This window comes from Streptomyces sp. CC208A, from assembly GCF_030010625.1.
GTDB lineage: Bacteria > Actinomycetota > Actinomycetes > Streptomycetales > Streptomycetaceae > Streptomyces.
The window spans coordinates 164,892-185,812 of record NZ_JASCXN010000010.1; the positions used below are offsets into that span (position 1 = coordinate 164,892).

Consider the following 20,921-nt stretch of genomic DNA (forward strand, 5'->3'; position numbering starts at 1 on the left):
GCGGTGCCGGCGCCGACGAAGCGCTGCGGGGCGGGAGTTCGTGATCCAAGATGGAGAGAGTTGGTCTAGTCCAGCACCCGTTCGACTTCTCTTCTCCTTCCGTCTTCCACCGTTCCAGCGAAAAGGACCACGCCCCATGACGATCCCGCGGCGCACCGTCGTCCTCGGCGCCCTCCCCTTCGGCACGACCGTCGACGAGGCCACCTCGTTCGCGATCCTCGACCGCTTCACCGAACTCGGCGGCACCGTCGTCGACACCGCCAACAACTACGCGTACTGGCTCGACGGGGCCACCGGCGACGAGAGCGAGGCCACCGTCGGACGCTGGCTCGCCGCCCGCGGCAACCGCGACGGCCTCGTCCTCTCCACGAAGTGCGGCGCCCGCCCCCGCCCCGGCACCGACGTGTGGGAGGGCCTCTCCGAGAAGGCCGTCAAGACCGCCCTCGACGACAGCCTCACCCGCCTCGGCACCGACCGCGTCGACCTCTACTGGACCCACGTCGAGGACCGGACCGTCCCTCTGGAGGAGACCGTCGGCGCCCTCGCCGACCTCGTCGAGGAGGGGAAGGCCGGCGAGCTCGGCGCCAGCAACCACGCCGCCTGGCGGGTCGAGCGCGCCCGCAGCCTGGCCGGCGACCGCCCCCGCTACACCCACCTCCAGAACCGTCACTCCTACCTGGTGCCCCGCTTCGACAAGGCCCTGCCCTCCCCGGCGCACGTCCACGTCACCCGTGAGCACCTCGACTACGCCCGTTCCGAGCAGCTCCCGATCTGGGCCTACAGCGCCCTGCTCTCCGGCGGCTACACCCGGCCCGAGGTCGGCATCCCCGAGGCGTACGACCACCCCGGCACCCCGCCCCGGCTCGCCGCCCTCGCCGAGACCGCCCGCGAACTCGGCGCCACCGTCAACCAGGTCGTGCTCGCCTGGCTGCTCGGCGGCGAGACGACCGTCCTGCCGATCGTCGGCGCCAGCCGCGTCGAGCAGATCGAGGAGGTCATGGACGCGCTCACGCTGACCCTCGACCCGGAGCAGCGCCGCCGCCTCGACGAGGCCGGCGCCTGACCGTCCCGCTCAGTCCGCCACCGGAGCCGGAGAGACCAGCAGCTCCTGGCCCCGGTGGTCGGACAGCCCGGCCGGATCGGTCAGCGCGTAGCGGTGCACCCGCAGCGGCCCTCCCGTGAACGTCCAGTCCAGCCGCCACAAGGGCAGCGGCCCCTCGCTGTCCCAGCTCACCGGCAGCACCGACGACGAGGCCGACGCCGCGTCCTCGAAGGCGCCTCGCAGCCCGTCGAGATCGCCCATCGCCGGGGTCGTGTTGAAGTCCCCCGAGATCAGCAGGGGGTACGGGTTCGCCCGGGCGTCCGCGAGCAGCGCCGCGTAATGCTCCTTGCGCACGGCGTCGGTGTCCCGGACCACCCGGTAGAAGTCCCGGCTCAGCCAGTCGCGCTCGATGTCCAGCTGCACCGGGATGTGCACGTTGTAGAACGAGACCACCCGGCCCCGCACGTCCACGTCGGTGCGCAGCACCTTGTTCCGCTCGAACCGCTCCCGCCACGGGACCGACCGGTCGTCCGCCGCCTGCCCCCGGCCCACCGGGGGAACGGCCACCACCGGGAAGCGCGAGAGCGTCACCAGCTCCCCGCGCACCACCACCCGATGGCCGGGGAAGGCCGCGCGCAGCCGGGCCAGCCGGTCGATCTCCGTGTGGGTGCCGTCCACCCACGCCAGGTACTCCTGGAGCAGGTACACGTCGGCGTCCTTCGACCGCAGGAAGCGGTGGAACTCCTCCGGGTCGTCGGTGGTGTCCCAGTACAGCGTGTTCCAGGAGAAGACCCGCACCGCGCCCGCCGGCGCCGGCCCCGGGCCCCCGCCCGGCAGCAGCGCCCCCCAGTGCACCCCGGCCCGGCCCGCCCCGGCGAGCAGCAGCACCACCAGCGCGCCCGCCAGCCACCGCCGCCGCACCGGGTCCCGTACCGCGGGGCAGAGGGTGAGGAGTGCCGGCGGCACGGCGAGGAAGAGAGGCGGGGGAGCGAGGTCCGGCAGCAGCCACGGCCACCACTTCCCGCTGAGGAGGAGACCCGGCAGCACCAGCAGGGCCCACCCCGCCACGGCGACGGCGAGCAGGCGCGGAAAGGTCGTCTGGGGATTCACGACCGGGAACGCTAGCAGCCGTCAACTGGCTTGCAGGACGGTCGAGTTGACCGTCTCGAACTGCGAGAGGAGGCGATACGGGAACGATACGCGACCCATACAGCGACCCGGTGTGCTCTTCCCATGACGCAAACCGTGTCGGTCGTCATCCCGGCCCACAACTCCGCACGCACCCTCGACGCCTGCCTCAGATCCGTCTACGCCCAGACCCACCCGCCCCACGAGGTCATCGTGGTCGACGACGGCTCCACCGACGCCACCGCCGAGATCGCCCGCCGCCACCCCTGCACCCTCCTCGGCGACGGCGTCAACCGGGGCGTCTCCGCCGCCCGCAACGCCGGCATCGCCGCAGCCACCGGCGAGGTCCTCTTCTTCCTCGACTCCGACGAGGCCCTCACCCCCGACTCGGTCGCCAACGCCCTGGAACTCCTGCGCGCCGACCCCGGCTGCGGATGCGTGCACGGCGTCATCGCCCCCGAACCGCTCTACGACGACGGACCCGTCGAGTGGTACAAGACCCTCCACGCCCACTGGTGGCGGGCCCGCGGTGCCGGAGTCGTCGAGACCGCCTTCTTCGCCCAGGCGGCCGTGCCCCGCGAGGTCTTCGAACGGCTCGGCGGCTTCGACGAGACGCTGCGGGACTCCGAGGACCTGGAGTTCAGCGACCGGCTCGCCCCCCACTACCGGATCGTCCTCACCGAGAAGGTGGCCGCCCGGCACGACGAGGAGCACCGTCTCGGTCCGCTCCTCGCCGAGACCTACCGCCGCGCCCTCCTCCTCGTCCCCGCCCTGCGCTCCGCCCGCGCCGGAGGCCGTACCAACCTCACCGCCAACACCCCCGCCTCCGTCCTCACGGCGGCCCTCCTGCTCGGTTCCGTCCCTCCGGCACTCCTGCTCGGCGGACCGTTCCCCTGGCTCGTGCCCGCCGCCGGCCTGCTCGCCTTCTGCCTCGCCAACGCCGGGCTCATCCGTTTCGCCGCCCGACGCAAGGGCCCCGCCTTCGCCGCCTTCTTCACCGGAGTCCACCTCACCTGCCACGCCGCCCTGCTCGCCGGCGCCGCCGTCGGGGCCCTCCGCTCCCTCCGGTCCAGGCCCGCCGCCGGGCGTCCGCGGGAGGAGGCGGGCGTCCGATGACCGCACTGCGCCGCCTCCTCACCCCCGTCGTGGTCCTCGCCGCCCTCGTCGGCGTGTACCTTCTCGTCCGGGACCAGGGCGCCGAGGCCGCCCGGGCCTTCGCCCGCGCCGACGCGGCCCCGCTGCTCGCCGCCTCCGTCCTCGCCAACATCGCCGGACTCGTCCTCGCCGTGCACGCCTGGCGGGTCCTCATCCCCGGCGACCACCCGATCCGGGGCCTGCGCGCCGCCAAGATCTACTTCCTCGGACAGCTCAGCAAGTACGTGCCCGGCCGCGTCTGGGGCGTCCTCACCCACATCGCCCACGGACGCGAGGCCGGGGTGCCCGCCGCGCGGATGACCTCCGCGTACGTGCTCAGCCTCGCCCTCACCCTGCTCACCGGCGCCGCCGTCGGGCTCGCCGCCGCTCCCGCCGCCCTGCCCGGGCAGTGGTACTGGCTCTGCCCGCCCGCCCTCCTCTTCCTCGCCGGGCTCGTCCGGCCGGCCCTCCTCACCCGGCCCGTCACCGCCCTGACCCGGCTCGCCCGCCGGCCCGTCGACCCACCGCCGGACACCGCCGTCCGCCGGGCCGTCCTCCTCGCCCTCGCCTCCTGGACCGCCTCCGGCCTCCACCTGTGGTTCCTGCTCCTCGCGATCGGCGCGCCCCCCTGGGCCGGACTCGGCGCGGCCGTCGGCGGCTTCGCCCTGGCGACCGTGGTCAGCAGCCTCGCCGTGATCGTCCCCGACGGCTGGGGGGTACGGGAGCTGACCCTCACCGCCGCCCTCGCCACCGTCCTGCCGGGCGGGCTCGCCGCCGCCGCCGCGATCGCCAGCCGACTGGTCTGCGTGCTCGCCGAACTCGGCAGCTCGGCCGTGGTCCTGGCCTGGTCCCGCCTCCGGGACCGGACGCCCCGGACCGTCGCGCCCCCGACCCGTACCCCGTCCCGGGCCTCGACCCCCGTTCCCACCCCGCACCCGTACGCCCTCACCGCACCGATCGGAGAAGAAGTCCGTGTACACCCTTGACGACGCCGAGCGGCTCGACGTGGACCAGGTCCACTCCCTCTACCGCCGTTACGTGAACAAGAGCCAGGTCTCCCTGATGACCTCCTTCGGCTTCGGCCGCGAGCTGGTCAGGAGCGCCGAGGGCGCCCATCTCACCCTCACCGACGGGCGCCGGATCCTCGACCTCACCGGCGGTGTCGGCGTCCTCAACCACGGTCACAACCACCCCCGCATCCTCGCCGCCCGCGAGCGCTTCGCCCGCGACAAGCGGATGGAGGTCCACAAGACCTACTTCTCCCCCTACCTCGCCGCCCTCGGCCACAACCTCGCCGAGATCCTCCCCGGCGACCTGAACATGGCCTTCCTTCCGAACTCCGGCGCCGAGGCCGTCGAGGGCGCGGTCAAGCTCGCGTACAAGTACCACGGCGGGAAGCGGAACACCGTGCTGCGTGCCGACCGCGCCTTCCACGGCAAGCTGCTCGGCTCCGGCGGACTCACCGGTCAGGCCCAGTTCGCCTTCCCCACCATCCCCGGAGTCGACACCTTCCGGTACGGCGACCTCGACTCGGTCCGCCGGGCCGTCGCCGCCCACCGGGGCGACGTGTACGCCCTGCTCGTCGAGCCGTTCAGCGCCTCCACCATCCAGTGGTGCTCCGAGGAGTTCCTGCGCGGACTGCGCGAGATCTGCGACCGGGAGAAGATCGTCCTGATCTTCGACGAGATCTACACCGGCTGGGGCAAGACCGGCTCCCTCTTCCACTTCATGCGCTACCCGGGCCTGATCCCGGACGTCCTCACCACCTCGAAGTCCTTCGGCGGCGGCAAGTCCTCCATCTCCGCCTACGTCGCCCGCGAGCCGGTCTTCCGCAAGGCGTACGACAACCTCGGCGACGCCCTGATGAACTCCACCTCCACCACCTACTACGGCTTCGGGGAGGAGTGCGCCACCGCCCTCGAAGCCGTCAACATCGCGGTGGAGGACGACTATCCGGCCCGTGCCCGCGCCCTCGGAGCCGTACTCGAACCCGGTCTCGAACGCCTCGCCAAGCAGTACCCCGACGAGATCGGACGGGTCGCCGGCGCCGGCGCCCTGTGGGGCGTCTTCATCGAGGGCGGGCCCCGCATCCTCGACCTGGTCGCCAAGCTCGCCCCCGGCGGCATGGCCCGCGACCCCCGCTTCAAGACCAAGCTCGTGACCTGCGCCGTCATCAACGCGCTCTACCAGGACCACGACATCTACACGTACTACACGCTCAACGGGGACAACCCGCTGATCATCGGCCCCTCCCTGGTGACCGAACCCGAGGAGGCCGAGCGCGCGGTCGACGCCCTCGACGACGTCCTCTCCCGCGGCCTCACCGGCCTCGTCGCCCGTTTCATCAAGCAGAAGGTGAGCTCCCAGTGGTGATCACGATCACCGGCGCGGCCGGCATGCTCGGCTCCCGCCTGGCCGAACGACTCCTCGCGGAGGGCCACGAGGTGCGCGGCGTCGACCTGCGCCCCGGCCCCGGCGTCGTCCTCACCGGCGACATCCGCGACCGCGAGCTGATGGACAAGGCCCTCGACGGCGCCGACGTCCTCGTCCACGCCGCCGCCGCCCTGCCCAGCTACCCCGACGAGCAGATCCGCTCGATCATCGTCGGCGGCACCCGGAACGTCTTCGCCGCCGCCGCGGCGGCCGGCACCCCCCGGGTCGTGCACATCTCCTCGACCGCCGTCTACGGCCTGCCGACCGTCGTGCCCACGCCCGAGGAGTACCCGCGCGAACCCGTCGACACCTACAGCCGCGCCAAGGCCGCCGCCGAGGAGATCGCCGAACGGCACCGGGCCGAGGGCATGTGCGTGCCGATCCTCCGGCCCAAGACCTTCGTGGGCCCCGGCCGGATGGGCCTCTTCTCGATGCTCTTCGAATGGGCCGAGGAAGGCCGCAACTTCCCCGTCCTCGGCAAGGGGAACGTCAGGATCCAGATGTTCGCCGTGGACGACCTCGTCGACGCCGTCGTCACCGTCATCCACGCAGAGGACGAGGTCGCCAACGACACGTACAACCTCGCCGCCGCCGAATTCGGCACCCTCCGCGAGGACTTCCAGGCCGTCCTGGACGCCGCCGGGCACGGCAAGCGGGTCGTCGGCCTGCCCGCCAGGCCCGCGCTCGCCCTGCTCAGCCTCCTCCAGAGGGCGAGGCTCTCACCGGTGTACGGGCGGCTGCTGCACAAGCTGATGGACGACTCGTACGTCTCCATCGACAAGGCCAGGGCCCGCCTCGGCTTCACCCCCCGGCTCTCCAACGCCGAGGCCGTCCTGCACACCTACGCCTGGTGGCGCACCGCCCGGCACGCCACCCCGGCGGCGGGCGCGACCGGCCGCACCAGCAGGGACCCCTGGAAGCAGGGGCTGCTCTCCACCGCGAAGATCTTCTTCTGAGGGGCCGCGCCATGACTCAGCTCACCAGCGACACCGTCCGGACCACCCGGGAGGTCCCCGAACCGCCGGAGACCGGGCCGCCCGCGCGCCGCCGGCGCGGCCTTCCCGCACCGCTCGCCCTCCTCCGCCCCGGCCAGTGGCCCAAGAACCTGCTGGTCGTCCCGCTGGCGCTGCTCGGCGGCGGCTGGCACGGAGGCGGCGCCGCCCGCGTCGGGCTCGCGCTCGGCGCCTTCATCCTCGCCTCCTCCCTCGTCTACGTCCTCAACGACGTGGCCGACGTGGAACGCGACAAGCGCCACCCCGTGAAACGGCACCGCCCGCTCGCCTCCGGCCGGATGAGCGTCACCGCAGCCTGGACCACGGCCGCCGTCCTCGCCGCCCTCCTCGCCCCCGCCCTGTACGTCCTGGGCCCCGGCGGCGCCCTCGTCGTGGGCGCCTACCTCGCGGTGAACGGCGCCTACAGCTGGAAGCTCAAGCACGTCCCGCTGATCGACGTCTTCGTCGTCGCCACCGGCTTCGTCCTGCGCCTCCTCGGCGGGTACGAGGCCACAGGGCGGCCCGCCGAGATGTGGCTGGTCCTCACGGTCCTCGCCTTCTGCCTGGTCCTCATCCTCGGCAAGCGGCGCCACGAACTCAGCGTCTCCGGCACCGGCCACCGCCCGGCGCTCGTCGGCTACTCGGCGCACTTCCTCGACCTGGTCCTGGTGCTCTGCTCCGGCCTCGCCCTCGTCGGCTACCTGCTCTACCTCCGCACCGAGTCCGGCTTCGGCCCGTACGCGCCGCTCACCGTGGTCTGCGCGCTCCTGGCCCTCTTCCGCTACCTCCAGGTCGTGGTGGTGGACGGCGGTGGGGGCGAACCGGTCAGGACGCTGCTGCGCGACCGGGTCATGCTCGCCAACTCCGCCGTGTGGGGCGCCCTGCTGCTGCCCCAGCTCACCGCCTGACCTCCGCCGCCTGGCCCCCCGTCAGAGCAGCCGCTCCCTTCCCACCCTCCGATCGCCGAGGAACCCATGTCCGCACCCCTCGTGTCCGTGGTCGTCCCCATGTACAACGACCGCCGCACCGTCGACCTCTGCCTGCGCTCCGTCCTCGCCCAGACCCATCCGCACATCGAGGTGATCGTCGTCGACGACGCCAGCACGGACGGCTGCGCCGAGATCGCCGCCCGGCATCCCGTCCAGCTCGTCCGCGTCACCGAGAACGGCGGCCCCGGCGCCTCCCGCAACGAGGGCGTCCGCCGCGCCAAGGGCGAGATCGTCTTCTTCCTGGACGCCGACCTCACCATGCACCCGGAGGCGGTCGCCGAGGCGGTGGCCCTCTTCGACGAACACCCCGAGTACGGAGCCGTCTTCGGGGTCCCCGACAAGGAACCCCTCTTCCCCGAACCGCTCGTCGGGCAGTACCGCATCCTTCAGTACCACTACTGGCGCAAGAGCGCCGAAGGCGAGGTCAGCGGCGGTTTCTACGCCCTCGGCGCGGTCCGCAGGTCGGCCTTCATGGAGGCGGGCTGGTTCAACACGGCCCTGCGCCAGACCGAGGAGATCGACCACGCCGAACGGCTCGCCGCGCGGTGGCCGATGCTGCTGACCTCCCGGATACGGGGCCGGCTCTCGGACGAGAGCCGGATGCGGCCCCTGCTGCGGAAGGCGTTCGTACGGAGCCGGCTGCGGGTGCCGTTCTACTTCGACCGGGGCCGGGCCATGCAGGGCATGGAGACCGGCGGGCGGGCCGCCGCCTCCGCGCTCGGCGGCCTCGCCGTCGCGGCCCTGCCGCTCGCGGCCGTCCACCCGGGCGCGCTGCTGGTCTCGGCGGCGGCCCTCGGCGGCTCGGTCCTGGCCGACCTGGGCCAGTACCGCTTCGTCAGGAAGGAACGGGGCCTCGCCTTCACGGCCTTCTTCACAGGCGCCCACCTGCTGGTCAACACCGCCGTCGTGGCCGGCCTCGCCACCGGCCTGGCCCAGTACGCGACCAGCGTCCGCTTCCGCCGCATGTACCAGCCGGGGGAGGCCCTGACATGACGACGACGCTTCCCCCGGCCGGGACCGACGTACCGGCCGGGACCGGCGACCCGACCGGGACCGGCGCCCCGGCAGCGGTGCCGGAGCGGGTGTCCGGCCGGGCCCGGCGCACCGTCCGGGTCCTGCGCCTCTGGTATGGCAGGGCCGTGCTCGGTGCGGCCGTGGTGTGGCTGGCGTACGCCGTCCTGCGGTGGCTGGTCAGCGGGCGTTGGCACTGGTCGATCGTCCTCGACGTCGTCCCGCCGCTCTTCCTCCTCGGCGCCCCGCTGCTGCTGCTCGTGGCCGCCGCCGCGGCCTGCGGGCGCCGTCGCCCGCTCGCCGCGGTCGCCTCCGGCCTCGCTCTGGCGCTCGCCCTGACCACCGGGTCAGGCCTCAACTGGCCGGCGCTGTGGCGCGAACCGGGGCCGGCGCCGGCCGGCGCCCTGCGGGTGGTCTCGCTCAACACCCAGTACTGGGCCATGGCGACCGGCTCCGACCGGCTGATCGCCCTGCTCAGGTCCCGTGACGCCGACGTCTACCTGCTCCAGGAGCACGTCGGCTGGACCCCCGGTCTCGGAGAGGACGGCTACTGGCGGATCGACGACGACGCCGCCCTGCGCCGGGCCTTCCCCGGCTACCACGTGGCCCGGCGCGGCGAGCTGCTGACGCTCTCCCGCTTCCCGATCGTCGCCCAGCGGCTGGTGGGCCCCGGTCCGCGCCTCACCTTCGGCCGGAAGCCCGACTTCGGGCAGGAGTTCGCGCGGGAGAAGGTGCTCCGCACCGACATCGCGGTCGGCGGCCGGGTGCTGAGCACGTACAACGTGCACATCACCGTGCCGCTCGCCCTCGACAATCTGAACCCGTTCTCGGGCTTCGACCACGACGGCTATCTGCGTCGCAAGCACGCCTGGCGGCAGGAGGAGTTCGAGGGCCTGGAACGGGACGTACGGGCCAACGACCGGCCGCTGCTGATCGCGGGGGACTTCAACGCCACCGCTTCCATGCGCCCGCTCCGCCGACTGGCGGAGGTGGCCGAGGACGCCACCCCGGCGAATCCCTCGTTCCTGCCCCTGAGCTGGAAGTTCGCCTCGTTGGGGGAGTTCGGCGAGGACGTCCTCTTCAACCGGGACCTGCCGTTCTTCCGGGTGGACTGGGCCTTCACCAAGGGCGGCACCACGGTCCACCGCTACGACCTCCTGCCCACGGACGGGATCTCCGAACACCGCATGCAGGAACTGCGGATCATGCTGTGAGCGCGCCCCGGGCGGGGTGGGGACGGCGCACGGACGGGGCAGGGGCGGCGCACGGGCGCGCCCGGCCTCAGGCCGAGAGGGGCTCCGGTCGTTCGCCCAGCAGGATCGACCGCTCCAGGTCGCTGAGCTGTGGCCCGGGCTCGATGCCCAGCTGGTCGACGAGCGTCAGCCGGATCCGCCGGTACGCGGCCAGCGCCTCGGCCGTCCGTCCGGCGCGGTGCAGCGCCAGCATCAGCTGTCCGTGCAGCTGCTCCCGGAAGGGGTGCGTGGCGGCCAGCGCCATCAGCTCGCCGATCACGTCCGCATGGCGGCCGAGTGCCAGCTCCAGGCGGAGCCGTTCCTCGGTCGCCCGGATCCGCAGCTCCTCCAGGCGCAGCACGCCCGGTTCGAGCGCGGGGCCGCTCTCGCCGGCGAGAGCGGGACCGGTCCACAGGGCGAGCGCGTTGCGCAGCTCAAGCACGGCCTCGGCACGGCGGCCGTGCCCGGCCAGGACCCGGGCCCGTCCGACGCGGGCTTCGAAGACCGCGGAGTCGAGCTGTTCGGGGGCGATGCGGAGCCGGTAGCCGTAGGCCAGGGTCTCGATCGTGTCCGGCGCCCCGGCACCGGCGAAGGCCCGGCGCAGGGCGGAGACGCAGATGCGGATCTGGGTGCGGGCGCTGGCCGGCGGGCGCGGCCCCCACACCGCTTCGACCAGGCTCTCGACGGAGACGGCCCAGTCGGGCTCCAGGGCGAGGGCGGCCAGGACGGTCCGCGCCCTCCGGCCGCCGAGCGGCACCGGGCGGGCGTCGACGGTGGCCCGCAGCGGGCCGAGGACATGCAGGAACACGGCAGGTCTCCCCGTTCGTCGTTCGGAGGTTCGGTCACAGGAGGCGGCAGTCGGCCACGCGGTGGTGGCGCAGTTCGGGCGCCCGGTCCAGGAGTCGGTGGCAGATGGCCAGGGCCACACCGATGGCGTCGAGTTCGTCCGGTCCGTCGACGCAGAGCGCGATGCGGACGGTGGTTCCGGTGACGAGCGCGCGGGTGGCCTCGACGGGGTCCGCGGGCCGGAGGGCCTGGTGCAGGGTGCGCAGGACGCCGCTGGGGGTGGGGCGGGCGGTGTCCGCGGCGGCGGGCGCGGACAGCGTGATGCCGATGAGGTAGATGGCCGGATCCGGTGGTGGGTGGTCGGTCAGCCCCAGGAGAAGCCGTCGCCGGAGTCGGTGGGGGTGGGCGCCGGCGCGGCGGCCGGGGCGGTGAGGGGCTCCGGGGCGGTGGGGGTGTCGGCGGCGGCCTGCGGGCCGGCGAGCAGAGCGGCGAGGGCGGCGAGCGGGGCGGCGGCGAGGGTGAGGCCGAGGGCGCGGCGGGCGGAAGAGGACATGGCGGGGGGACCTCCGGTGGGAGCGGTTCGCGGGATTCACGTCGTATCGCCCCTTGGTGGGGCCCTTTCGACGTGTTCCAGCTTGCTCGACCGGCTGCGGTCTGTCAGCGCTCCCGGGGTGGCAGCAACCGTCCGGGCGGGTTGGTGCAAGGTGCCGTCCACCGCCCGCGTACGGCTCCGACCAGAGGATTCGTGGGGGGTGTCACGTTGCTGCCGTGCGGAAGGTGCAAGGCGGTGGCGCGGCTTCCGCGGGGCCGCGGGAACGCGGAAGGGGCCCGCTGGCGGACCGGCGGGCCCCTTCGCGGGGTGGTGCGGTGCTCAGCCGTTGGGGCGCTGGAGCCTCGCGACGAACTTGTACCGGTCGCCGCGGTAGACCGAGCGCACCCATTCGACCGGTTCGCCCTGGGCGTCCAGGGAGTGGCGGGAGAGCATCAGCATCGGCAGGCCGACGTCGGTGCCGAGCAGTCCGGCCTCGCGTGGGGTCGCGAGCGAGGTCTCGATGGTCTCCTCGGCCTCGGCGAGGTGCACGTCGTAGACCTCGGCCAGGGCGGTGTAGAGCGAGGTGTACTTGACCAGGGAACGGCGCAGCGCGGGGAAGCGCTTGGCCGAAAGGTGGGTGGTCTCGATCGCCATCGGCTCGCCGTTCGCCAGCCGGAGGCGCTCGATGCGGAGCACCCGGCCGCCGGGGGAGATGTCGAGCAGTCCCGCGAGGGTGTCGTCGGCGGTCACGTACCCGATGTCGAGGAGCTGCGAGGTGGGTTCGAGACCCTGGGCGCGCATGTCCTCGGTGTACGAGGTGAGCTGGAGGGACTGGGAGACCTTGGGCTTCGCCACGAAGGTGCCCTTGCCCTGGATGCGTTCGAGGCGGCCCTCGACGACCAGTTCCTGGAGCGCCTGGCGCACGGTCGTGCGCGAGGTGTCGAACTCGGCCGCGAGCGTCCGCTCCGGCGGCACCGGGGTGCCGGGGGGAAGGGTCTCCGTCATGTCGAGGAGATGCCTCTTCAGCCGGTAGTACTTGGGCACGCGCGCGGTACGGGTCGCCGCCCCGCCCTCTGTCTCCGTGCTGCCCGCCTCCGTGGCCATGGCCTGCCTTCCCGACTGTGCTGCTGCCGTCACCGGCTCCTCCGTCTGTCGCGGCTCACATGGTGGCACGGACCGGTCACGGGTCGTCGCCCTCCCTCAGGTGTCGGTCCGGTAACGGACCCGACTGCCCTTCTTATACACCCTTGACACCCCTAAAGGTCTAGGCCAAGCTCCGGGTACTGGTCTAAACCATTAAAGGCCAGGTCCCAGCCCCACGAGCACTACCTGACGTATGTCTTCGCGCGGTGGGCAGGGGTTGCAGGCATCCCTGAGGAGGGTGGCGTGAAGCGCAAGCTCATCGCGGCGATCGGCGTCGCGGGCATGATGGTCTCTATCGCTGCGTGTGGTTCCGACAGCGGCAAGGGCGACAAGGGCGGCAAGGCGGAGGGCGGCGACAAGACGCTCACCGTCTGGGTCATGGACGGCTCCGCCCCCGACGCCTGGATGGAGGGCGTCAACAAGGAGTTCGAGGCCAAGCACCCGGGCGTCAAGGTCAAGGTCGAGAAGCAGGTCTGGAACGGCATCCAGGAGAAGATCACCACCGCCCTCTCCGAGGACACCCCGCCGGACGTCCTTGAGCTCGGCAACACCCAGACCGCGGGCTACGCCGTCACCGGCGGCCTCGCCGACCTCACCGGCGACAAGGACAAGCTCGGCTACGCCGGCTGGAACAAGGGCATGGTCGCGTCGTCCGAGCTGGACGGCAAGCTCTACTCCGCCCCGTGGTACGCCGCCAACCGCGTCGTCGTCTACGACAAGGCCGCCTTCAAGAAGGCCGGTGTCACCCCGCCGAAGACCCGCACCGAGTGGATCGAGGGCCTGAAGAAGCTCAAGGCCTCCGACCCGAAGTCCCAGGCGATCTACCTGCCCGGCCAGAGCTGGTACGTCCTCGCCGGCTTCATCTGGGACGAGGGCAGCGACCTCGCGGTCAAGGACGGCGACAAGTGGAAGGGCAACCTGTCCTCCCCCGAGGCCGTCAACGCCATGAACTTCTACAAGGAGCTGGCGTCCTACTCCACCGCTCCGAAGGACAAGGACGAGGCGACCCCGCAGCAGTCCACCGACATCATCCCCAAGGGCGGCGTCGCGTCCTGGATCGGTCTCGGCTGGGAGGCCGGCGGCGCGATCGAGGCCATGAAGAAGGCCGGCAAGACCGCCGACTTCGGCTACTTCCCGATCCCGGGCAAGACCGCCGACAAGCCGGGCTCCGTCTTCTTCGGCGGCTCGAACCTCGCCATCTCCGAGCGGTCCCAGAACAAGGACCTCGCCAAGGAGTGGCTGGCCCTCGCCGCCGGCAAGGAGCAGATGGCCAAGTACGCCGAGGCCACCGAGGGCGGTCTGCTCCCGAACAACGACGCCGCGCAGTTCAAGCCGGCCGCCGGTTCCTTCGCCGAGGCCATGGCCGCCGCCTCCGGCTCCGGCAAGATCACCCCGGTGACCCCCGGCTGGGCGAACGTCGAGACCGCCCCGAACCCGATCAAGGACTACATGACCAAGGTCCTGAAGGGCGAGGACGCCAAGGCCGCCGCCGAGGCCGCCGACAAGGTCATCAACGAGCGCATCAACCAGCAGTAAGGCGCACAGCCCGGCGGTGCGGCCCGGTCGCACCGGACCGCACCGCCGGCTCCGCAGTTTTCAGCGGCCCGCTCCCCCGGGCCGCGCCCCGGTGGGCGCGGGAGCCCCAAGAACCGCGAGGAAGAAGACCATGACCGTGGACTCCCAGGGGACGGCGAACGCCGCTCCTCAGGACGCGCCCGGGAGGGCGGCAGGGAAGTCTCAGACCCCCCCGTCGGCCACTTCCGGCCCGAAGGAAGTCCTTCAGCCTTCGCGCGGCAGACGCTCCCTGCCCCGAGGGCTCATGCCGTACCTGCTCGTCGCCCCGGCCCTGCTGTCGATGGCGGTGCTGCTCCTCTACCCCCTGATCCGCAATGTGGTCCTCTCCTTCCAGGAACTGAACCGGAAGGAGTTCATCACCCGCCAGACGGTGTGGACGGGCTTCGACAACTACACCGGCCTGCTGAGCGACGCGCACTTCTGGACCGTCGTGGTCCGCTCCGTCGTCTTCACCGCGGTCAACGTCCTCCTGATCATGGCGATCGGCGCCGGCATCGGCCTGCTCCTGGACCGCCTCGGCAAGAAGATGCGCCTCCTGCTCTCGCTGGCCCTCGTCTTCGCCTGGGCCATGCCGATCGTCGCCTCCGTGACCGTCTTCCGGTGGCTCTTCGACGAGCAGTTCGGCGTCATGAACTGGCTGATGCGCACGCTCGGCTTCTCCGGCTACGAGCAGCACAACTGGTTCGAGTCCGGCTTCTCCACCCTCGTCATCGTGCTCGTCCTGCTGGTCTGGGGCTCCGTCCCCTTCGTCGCGCTCAACATGTACGCGGGTCTGACGACCATCGGCTCCGAGCTGTACGAGGCGGCCAAGATGGACGGCGCGAGCGGCTGGCGCACCTTCTGGGCCGTGGTCTTCCCGAACCTCAAGCCCTTCTTCATGGTCACCACGTTCCTGGAAGTCATCTGGATCTTCAAGGCGTTCACGCAGGTCTACGCGATGAACCTCGGCGGCCCCGACCGCGCCTCGGAGACCCTCCCCGTCTTCGCCTACATCGAGGGCGTCGGCCAGTTCCACTACGGAGTCGCCGCGGCCATCTCCGTCCTCACGATCGTGATGCTCGTCGCGATCATGTCCTTCTACTTCCGCCTGATCCTGAAGCAGGAGGATGAGCTGTGAGCAGTACCACCGCCCCCGCTCCGCAGAAGCTGCGCACCCGCAAGAAGCTCACGGCCGGCGCCGTCGTCAAGAACGTCACCGCGCTCTTCGTCGCCGCCGTGTTCATCTTCCCCGTCTACTGGATGTTCTCGTCCTCGCTGAAGCAGCAGCACGAGATCATGACGAAGGACCCGGTCTTCCTCTTCACGCCGACCTTCGAGAACTACACCACCGCCACCGGTGTCGACCTGTTCTGGACCTACGTCCGCAACAGCCTCACCGTCACCCTCGGCGCCGTCCTCCTGGCCCTCCTGATCGCCCTCGCGGCGAGCTTCGCGCTCGCCCGGCTCCGGTTCAGGGGCCGCAAGGCCGTGCTGCTCGTCGTGATGATGGCCCAGATGGCCCCCTGGGAGGTCATGGTCATCGCGATGTACATGATCTCGCGCGACAACGACCTGCTGAACAGCATCCCGATGCTCACCGCGATCTACTTCGTGATGGTCCTGCCCTTCACGATCTGGACCCTGCGCGGCTTCATCGCCGCCGTCCCGGCCGAGCTGGAGGAGGCCGCCCAGATCGACGGCTGCACCCGCGGCCAGGCCTTCCGCAAGGTCATCTTCCCGCTGCTCGCCCCGGGCCTGATGTCGACCTCGATCTTCGGCTTCATCACCGCCTGGAACGAGTTCGCGATGATCCTGATGCTCAACAAGGATCCGGAGTCGCAGACCCTGACGCGCTGGCTGATCTCCTTCCAGACCGCGTTCGGCAACGACTGGGGCGCCACCATGGCCGCCTCGACCCTCTTTGCTCTCCCCGTGCTGATCGTCTTCATCATCGTCCAGCGCAAGGCCGTCGGCGGCATGACCGCCGGCGCGGTGAAGGGATAAAGGCGCCCCATGACCACACTCCTGCACGGCTCGGACACCCTGACCCGTGACGCGCTCACGGTGCTCCAGCCCGGCTTCGAAGGCACCACCGCCCCCGACTGGCTGCTCCGCCGGATCGGCGAGGGCCTGTCCTCCGTCGGCCTCTTCGGCCGCAACGTGGCCGGCCCCGACCAGCTCGCCCGCCTCACCGCGCAGCTGCGCGCCGAGCGGGAGGACGTCCTCGTCGCCATCGACGAGGAGGGCGGCGACGTCACCCGCCTGGAGGTCAACGAAGGCTCGTCCTTCCCGGGCAACTACGCCCTGGGCCGGGTCGACGACGTCGAACTGACCCGGGCCGTCGCCCGCGAGCTCGGCCGCCGCCTCGTGGCCTGCGGCATCGACCTCAACTGGGCCCCCTCGGCCGATGTGAACTCCGACGCGGAGAACCCGGTCATCGGCGTCCGCTCCTTCGGCTCCGACCCGGACCTGGTCGCCCGCCACACCGTGGCGTACGTCGACGGCCTCCAGGGCGTCGGGGTCGCGGCCTGCACCAAGCACTTCCCCGGACACGGCGACACCAACGTCGACTCGCACGACGCGCTGCCCCGGATCGATGTGGACCTCGCCACACTGCACGCCCGTGAGCTGGTGCCTTTCCGCGCGGCCGTCGCCGCGGGTACCAAAGCGGTCATGAGTGCGCATATTCTGCTCTCCGCGCTCGACACCGAACGCCCGGCCACCCTGAGCCCGCAGATCCTCACCGGTCTGCTCCGTCAGGAACTGGGCTTCGACGGTCTGATCGTCACCGACGGCGTGGAGATGCAGGCCGTCGCGGCGACGTACGGCATCGAGCGCGGATCCGTCCTCGCGATCGCCGCGGGCGCCGACGCCATCTGCGTCGGCGGCGGGCTGTGCGACGAGGGCACCGTACTGCGGCTGCGCGACGCGCTGGTCACGGCGGTACGGGCCGGTGAACTGCCCGAGGAGCGGCTGGCCGACGCCGCGGCGCGCGTGCGCGCCCTGGCGGCCTGGACCCAGGCGCACCGGGCGAGGGGGGCTGGATCGGTGCCGGGCGCGGCAGTGCAGGAGGGGACCGCGCCCGGCGCCGACATCGGACTCGTGGCGGCCCGCCGGGCCCTGCGGATCACCCGGGGCGCCGAGCCCCACACCCCGGTGACGAGCGCCCCCTTCGTCGCCTCCTTCACCCCGGTCGCCAACTTCGCCGTCGGCGACGAGACCCCCTGGGGCGTCGCCGCCGAGCTGGACCGGCTGCTGCCGGGCACCGCCTCCGGCTCCTTCGGCGCCGAGGCCACCGTCGGGTCCGTGCTCGCGGCGGCGGGGGAGCGGCGGATCGTCGCGGTCGTCCGCGACCTCCACCGGCACCCCTGGATGACCGCGGCCCTGGACGGCCTGCTGTCCGTCCGCCCGGACACCGTGGTCGTCGAGATGGGCCTCGACGAGGCCGAGCCGCGGGGCGCCCTGCACATCGCGACCCACGGTGCCGCCCGCGTCTGCGGCCGCGCCGCCGCCGAGGCCGTGGTCGGCACCGGCGTCTGAGGCACGGGAAGGGGCCCGGCACCTGATCCAGGTGCCGGGCCCCTTCCCGTACCGACCCGGGCGGGCTCAGATGCCCTGCCAGGAGGGCTTGTTCGCGTAGGTGTGGCGGAAGTAGTCCGCGAGCTTCAGCTTGGAGGCGGCGGCCTCGTCCACGACCACGGTGGCGTGCGGGTGGAGCTGGAGCGCGGAGGCCGGTACGAGCGCCGCCACCGGGCCCTCGACGGTCTGCGCGACGGCCTCGGCCTTGCCCTCGCCGGTGGCGAGCAGCACCAGGTGGCGGGCCTCCAGGATGGTGCCGATGCCCTGGGTGATGACGTGGTGCGGGACCTGCTCGATGTCGTCGTCGAAGAAGCGCGCGTTGTCGATCCGGGTCTGCTCGGTGAGCGTCTTGATCCGGGTGCGGGAGGCGAGCGAGGAGCACGGCTCGTTGAAGCCGATGTGCCCGTCGGTGCCGATGCCGAGGATCTGGAGGTCCACGCCGCCGGCCTCGGCGAGCGCCCTGTCGTACGCCTCGCAGGCCGCCTGGACGTCCTCGGCGGAGCCGTCCGGGCCCATGAAGTGGTCCTCGGGAAGCCCGAGCGGCTCCACGACCTGTCGCAGGACGGTCGAGCGGTACGACTCCGGGTGCCCGGCGGGCAGCCCCACGTACTCGTCCAGCTGGGCGATGCGGGCCCGCGAGGCGTCCACGGAACCGGCGCGGACCCGGGCGATCAGGGCGTCGTAGATCGGGATCGGGGTCGAGCCCGTGGCCACGCCGAGCAGCGCGTCGGGCTTGCGGCGCAGGAGGCCGGCGATGCCGTCCGCGATGAGCTCGCCGCCCGCCTTGGCGTCCTTGACGATGACAACTTCCACGCTGTGCCTGCCGATCTGGTGAGGGGCTGGGGGAGGGCCATGTGGTATAGACCAATCAAGCCCCAAATCTAGCAGAGGGACCCCCTTCTTCTCATGCCGTTCCGCCCCCCGGACGGTCCACGCCTCCCGGCCTCTTCATGGTCGGCCGCGCGTCATCCGCCGGCCACTCGGGCCCTGTCGGGGAGGGGGGGGGATCTTCGGGCAAGGGCTCCGGAAAAGGGGGAGGGGGTCTCCGGGGAAGGGTCCCGGAGAGGGGGAGGGGGATCTCCGGGGAAGACCCCCGGAAAAGACCGCGGGCCGCGGCGCCTGGCGGGACCCTCAACCCGCCCGGCACCGCAGCCCGGGTATGCCCGGCCGGGGGTGTGCGGTCCCTCGGCCGTGAAGGGAGGTCTCGGCGCAGTCAGGGCAGAGAGCGCCGGGTACCTCGTCCGTCCTCCTGTGCGGGGAGGGCGGAGGCTCTGTGAAATTCGATGCGTTCATTGTGGACTAGACCATTCTTGTCTGTCCATCCATCTGAACGCGGTGTTTCCGGGCCCATCCTCCAACACGAAGCCCCGGAGATCCAGGTTCACCGGCTGTTAATTCCGCGGGTACGCTCGCACCGTGCCCTCCATGAACGACCTCGTCCGCCAGCACACCGCCCTGAGCGACTCCGACCTGGAGTGGCTCCACCTGCTGGTGTCGGAGTGGCAGCTGCTCTCCGACCTCTCCTTCGCCGACCTCGTCCTGTGGGTCCCCACCCTCGACGGTACCCGGTACGTCTCCGTCGCCCAGATGCGGCCGAACACCGGACCCACCTCCTACCAGGACGACATGGTCGGCCACCTGGTCCCGCGCGGCCGCCGCCCGCTCCTGGACGCGGCCCTCGACGAGGGGCGGATCGTCCGCGAGGGCGACCCCGAGTGGCGCGAGGAGGTCCCGGTCCGGGTCGAGTCCATCCCGGTCCGCCGTGACGGCCGGGTTCTGGGCGTGATCGCCCGGAACACCAACCTGCTGACCGTCCGCACCCCCTCCCGCCTCGAACTCACCTACCTCCAGTCGGCCTCCGACCTCGCCCAGATGATCGCGGCCGGCTCCTTCCCCTACCCCGGCGAGCAGTCCGACATGGACTCCCTGCCGCGCGCGGGCGACGGCCTGGTCCGCCTGGACGCCGAGGGCTTCGTCCAGTACGCCTCGCCCAACGCCCTCTCCGCGTACCACCGGCTCGGCCTCGCCGCCGACCTGGTCGGCCAGCACCTCGGCCAGATCACCGCCGACCTGGCCCCCTCCCGCGGCCCGGTCGACGAGGCCCTGGTCAAACTCGCCTCCGGCTACGCCCCCCGGAACTTCGAGGTGGAGGGCAGCGGCGGGGTGATCCAGCTGCGGGCCATCCCGCTCAAGCCCAAGGGCAGCCGGATCGGCTCCCTGGTCCTGCTCCGGGACGTCACCGAACTGCGCCGCCGCGAGCGCGAGTTGATCACCAAGGACGCCACCATCCGGGAGATCCACCACCGGGTGAAGAACAACCTCCAGACGGTGGCGGCCCTGTTGCGTCTCCAGGCCCGCCGGATGGACTCCGACCGCGGCCGAGAGGCCCTCAACGAGGCGGTCCGGCGCGTCGGTTCGATCGCCATCGTCCATGAGACGCTGTCCCAGAACCTGGACGAGCGGGTCGAGTTCGACGAGATCGCCGACCGGGTGATCGCGATGGTCGCCGAGATCTCCCCGGGCAAGGTCACCTGCCGGCGCAACGGCCGCTTCGGCATCCTGGACGCCGAGGTCGCCACCCCGCTCTCCATGGTCCTCACCGAGGTCCTGCAGAACGCCCTGGAACACGCCTTCGCCCCCGGCGAGCACGGAACGGTCGAGGTCAGCGCGGTCCGCGGCGAGCCCCGCGCCGACGCGCGGCTCCTCATCACCGTCCGGGACGACGGCCGCGGCCTGCCCGAGGGCTTCGACCCGCAGAAGGCCGGCAACCTCGGCCTCCAGATCGTACGGACCCTGGTGGAAGGGGAGTTGGGCGGCACCTTCGACATGCGACCGGGCCCCGAGGGCGGCACGAAGGTGGTCCTGGACATCCCGGTCCGCCCGCAGAAGTGACGCGAGAGGCGGCGAGCGAGGTGACGCGCGTCGCGCGGTGACACACAGCAGCGAGCCCCGGACCGACGTACTCGGTCCGGGGCTCGAATGCTGTGGGGTACTGCTGTGGTGCTTGACTGCTGCGCGCTGCGGCTCGGGGGGGCGGTGAATGCGTACACGGTGTACGCGCCGCGGACCTCAGGCTGTGCAGGTGGCTCAGGCGCTGGCGTTGCGCGCCCGGTTGCGGGCGGCGCGGCGCTTCATCGCGCGGCGCTCGTCCTCGCTGAGGCCACCCCAGACGCCGGAGTCCTGGCCGGACTCGAGCGCCCACTGCAGGCACTGCTCCATGACGGGGCAGCGGCGGCAGACGGCCTTGGCTTCCTCGATCTGCAGCAGCGCAGGACCGGTGTTGCCGATGGGGAAGAACAGCTCGGGGTCTTCCTCACGACAAACGGCGTTGTGACGCCAGTCCATGGCTGCTACCTCTCTCGGTGT

19 protein-coding genes are annotated in these 20,921 nt (G+C 71.9%); 13 read left to right on the top strand and 6 right to left on the bottom strand.

The annotated features are described in order from the left end of the window. The first annotated feature begins 136 nt into the window (after positions 1-136). Positions 137-1,063 carry an aldo/keto reductase gene (locus QK442_RS14035; RefSeq protein WP_282694254.1) on the top strand — a complete coding sequence of 309 codons (927 nt, stop codon included), beginning with the start codon at positions 137-139 and terminating at the stop codon, positions 1,061-1,063. 9 nt (positions 1,064-1,072) lie between these two features. On the opposite strand, the gene QK442_RS14040 is transcribed toward QK442_RS14035, so the two are convergent. After that, positions 1,073-2,152: an endonuclease/exonuclease/phosphatase family protein gene (locus QK442_RS14040; protein ID WP_282694255.1), complete on the bottom strand. Its 1,080-nt coding sequence runs from the start codon at positions 2,150-2,152 to the stop codon at positions 1,073-1,075. A 123-nt stretch (positions 2,153-2,275) separates the two neighbouring features. On the opposite strand from QK442_RS14040, the gene QK442_RS14045 reads away from it, so the two are divergent. The 7 genes from QK442_RS14045 to QK442_RS14075 all read left to right on the top strand — a co-directional run bounded on the left by QK442_RS14045 (position 2,276) and on the right by QK442_RS14075 (position 9,943). Further along, complete coding sequence (locus tag QK442_RS14045; RefSeq protein ID WP_282694256.1) at positions 2,276-3,286, top strand: glycosyltransferase; 1,011 nt, start codon at positions 2,276-2,278, stop codon at positions 3,284-3,286. Beyond that, entirely contained in the window at positions 3,283-4,290 is a 1,008-nt protein-coding gene (locus QK442_RS14050; RefSeq protein ID WP_282694257.1) for a lysylphosphatidylglycerol synthase domain-containing protein, read from the top strand. The genes QK442_RS14045 and QK442_RS14050 overlap by 4 nt, the downstream gene beginning before the upstream one ends. Further along, positions 4,277-5,677 (top strand): aspartate aminotransferase family protein, encoded by a 1,401-nt coding sequence (locus QK442_RS14055; protein WP_282694258.1) that lies wholly within the window; start codon positions 4,277-4,279, stop codon positions 5,675-5,677. Before QK442_RS14050 ends, QK442_RS14055 begins: the two co-directional genes overlap by 14 nt. Continuing rightward, a complete protein-coding gene (locus QK442_RS14060; RefSeq protein ID WP_282694259.1) occupies positions 5,671-6,693 on the top strand; it encodes an NAD-dependent epimerase/dehydratase family protein in 1,023 nt (340 codons plus the stop codon). Before QK442_RS14055 ends, QK442_RS14060 begins: the two co-directional genes overlap by 7 nt. 11 nt (positions 6,694-6,704) lie before the next feature. Continuing rightward, complete coding sequence (locus QK442_RS14065) at positions 6,705-7,637, top strand: UbiA prenyltransferase family protein (RefSeq protein ID WP_282694260.1); 933 nt, start codon at positions 6,705-6,707, stop codon at positions 7,635-7,637. A gap of 66 nt (positions 7,638-7,703) precedes the next feature. Continuing rightward, positions 7,704-8,711, top strand: a complete 1,008-nt coding sequence (locus QK442_RS14070) for a glycosyltransferase family 2 protein (RefSeq protein WP_282694261.1) — start codon at positions 7,704-7,706, stop codon at positions 8,709-8,711. Further along, positions 8,708-9,943, top strand: a complete 1,236-nt coding sequence (locus tag QK442_RS14075) for an endonuclease/exonuclease/phosphatase family protein (RefSeq protein WP_282694262.1) — start codon at positions 8,708-8,710, stop codon at positions 9,941-9,943. Before QK442_RS14070 ends, QK442_RS14075 begins: the two co-directional genes overlap by 4 nt. A gap of 67 nt (positions 9,944-10,010) precedes the next feature. Here the strand turns inward: QK442_RS14075 and QK442_RS14080 are convergent, their stop codons facing one another. The 3 genes from QK442_RS14080 to QK442_RS14090 all read right to left on the bottom strand — a co-directional run bounded on the left by QK442_RS14080 (position 10,011) and on the right by QK442_RS14090 (position 12,383). Next, positions 10,011-10,769 carry an AfsR/SARP family transcriptional regulator gene (locus tag QK442_RS14080; RefSeq protein WP_282694263.1) on the bottom strand — a complete coding sequence of 253 codons (759 nt, stop codon included), beginning with the start codon at positions 10,767-10,769 and terminating at the stop codon, positions 10,011-10,013. 342 nt (positions 10,770-11,111) lie between these two features. Then, positions 11,112-11,300, bottom strand: coding sequence for a hypothetical protein (locus QK442_RS14085; protein WP_282694264.1), 189 nt, complete (start codon positions 11,298-11,300; stop codon positions 11,112-11,114). Between the two features lie 318 nt (positions 11,301-11,618). After that, positions 11,619-12,383, bottom strand: coding sequence for a GntR family transcriptional regulator (locus QK442_RS14090; protein ID WP_282694290.1), 765 nt, complete (start codon positions 12,381-12,383; stop codon positions 11,619-11,621). A gap of 282 nt (positions 12,384-12,665) precedes the next feature. On the opposite strand from QK442_RS14090, the gene QK442_RS14095 reads away from it, so the two are divergent. The 4 genes from QK442_RS14095 to QK442_RS14110 all read left to right on the top strand — a co-directional run bounded on the left by QK442_RS14095 (position 12,666) and on the right by QK442_RS14110 (position 17,516). Then, on the top strand, positions 12,666-13,958 hold the full coding sequence (locus tag QK442_RS14095) for an extracellular solute-binding protein (RefSeq protein ID WP_282694265.1): 1,293 nt from the start codon (positions 12,666-12,668) through the stop codon (positions 13,956-13,958). Between the two features lie 130 nt (positions 13,959-14,088). Then, entirely contained in the window at positions 14,089-15,114 is a 1,026-nt protein-coding gene (locus QK442_RS14100) for a sugar ABC transporter permease (RefSeq protein WP_282694266.1), read from the top strand. Positions 15,115-15,212: 98 nt separating this feature from the next. After that, positions 15,213-15,980 carry a carbohydrate ABC transporter permease gene (locus QK442_RS14105; RefSeq protein WP_282694291.1) on the top strand — a complete coding sequence of 256 codons (768 nt, stop codon included), beginning with the start codon at positions 15,213-15,215 and terminating at the stop codon, positions 15,978-15,980. A gap of 9 nt (positions 15,981-15,989) precedes the next feature. After that, a complete protein-coding gene (locus QK442_RS14110) occupies positions 15,990-17,516 on the top strand; it encodes a glycoside hydrolase family 3 N-terminal domain-containing protein (protein ID WP_282694267.1) in 1,527 nt (508 codons plus the stop codon). 66 nt (positions 17,517-17,582) lie between these two features. Here the strand turns inward: QK442_RS14110 and nagB are convergent, their stop codons facing one another. Next, positions 17,583-18,368, bottom strand: coding sequence for a glucosamine-6-phosphate deaminase (gene nagB, locus QK442_RS14115; RefSeq protein ID WP_282694268.1), 786 nt, complete (start codon positions 18,366-18,368; stop codon positions 17,583-17,585). A gap of 612 nt (positions 18,369-18,980) precedes the next feature. On the opposite strand from nagB, the gene QK442_RS14120 reads away from it, so the two are divergent. Beyond that, complete coding sequence (locus QK442_RS14120) at positions 18,981-20,447, top strand: PAS domain-containing sensor histidine kinase (protein WP_282694292.1); 1,467 nt, start codon at positions 18,981-18,983, stop codon at positions 20,445-20,447. A gap of 195 nt (positions 20,448-20,642) precedes the next feature. On the opposite strand, the gene QK442_RS14125 is transcribed toward QK442_RS14120, so the two are convergent. Further along, positions 20,643-20,900: a WhiB family transcriptional regulator gene (locus QK442_RS14125; RefSeq protein ID WP_003953983.1), complete on the bottom strand. Its 258-nt coding sequence runs from the start codon at positions 20,898-20,900 to the stop codon at positions 20,643-20,645. Positions 20,901-20,921 lie beyond the last annotated feature (21 nt).